This is a genomic window from Candidatus Symbiopectobacterium sp. NZEC135 (assembly GCF_025962695.1).
In genome coordinates this window covers 1-1,153 of sequence record NZ_JAGFPF010000602.1, presented here as the reverse complement: position 1 = coordinate 1,153, position 1,153 = coordinate 1, and the positions used below count along the sequence as shown (strand labels likewise).

Genomic DNA, 1,153 nt, shown 5'->3' with positions numbered 1-1,153 from the left:
TTAGCTGATGATCACCTGCTAAAAAAACAAATAAATGACTGATAAAAAGCAAAATATCGCCACTGTAACCCTACCGGATAACGTCGATGTACCGCGCTACGATCGCACTGCCCTACGCCCGCGTATTGTGCATATCGGGTTTGGGGCATTTCACCGTGCCCATCAGGCGCTGCTGACGCACCGCGTCCTCAATCAGGAAGGCGGCGATTGGGGGCTGTGCGAAGTGGTGCTGTTCAGCGATGACAGCCTGATTTCAGCGCTGCGCGAGCAGCAGCACCTGTTTACCGTGCTGGAAAAGGGGGAAAGCGGCAATCAGGCTATCGTAGTGGGCGCGGTGTGCGCCTCGCTACACGCCGCCGTTGATGGCAAAGAGGCCATTTTGGCACAGCTGGCCGATGCTCAAACGGAGATTGTCTCCCTGACCATTACGGAAAAAGGCTATTGTCTGGCGGGTGCGCACGGCAATCTGGACACCGACAATGCCCACATCCAGCATGATTTGCGCTATCCACGCGAGCCGCTGTCGGTGCCGGGTATCATTACCGAAGCGTTGCGTAGACGCCATGCTCTAGGCATCCCTCCTTTTAGCGTGCTCTCCTGCGATAACATGCCAGAAAACGGTAAGGCCGCCCAACGCGCGGTACTTGATTTCGCACGCCTTGTTGCGCCCGCGCTGGCAGCGTGGATTGAGCGTGAAGTGGCTTTCCCCTCCACCATGGTGGATCGCATCGTGCCCGCCGCCACCGCACAAACGTTGCACGACGTGGCAGAAGCTGTCGGCGTTGACGATCCCTGCGCTATCGCCTGCGAGCCCTATATTCAGTGGGTTGTGGAGGATCGTTTTACGCTGGGTCGACCGCATTGGGAGGCGGCAGGGGTACAACTGGTGGCGGATGTTGCACCTTATGAAACCATGAAGCTCAGAATGCTGAACGGCAGTCACTCGTTTCTGGCCTATCTCGGCTACCTGGCGGGCTATGCCCATATCAGCGACTGCATGGCCGATGCGCACTTCCGCCGTGCGGTGCGCCACCTGATGCTGGCAGAGCAAGCCCCGACGTTAACCATCAGCGGCGTTGACCTGACAGACTATGCCGAACGCCTGCTTACGCGCTTTGCCAACCCAGGCCTGCACCACCGCACCTGGCAGATA

1 protein-coding gene is annotated in these 1,153 nt (G+C 58.3%); it reads left to right on the top strand.

The window, feature by feature from the left end:
* Positions 1–34: 34 nt before the first annotated feature.
* Positions 35–1,153: mannitol dehydrogenase family protein (locus J5224_RS29090; protein ID WP_264628555.1), on the top strand; the 1,119-nt coding region annotated here is incomplete at its 3' end.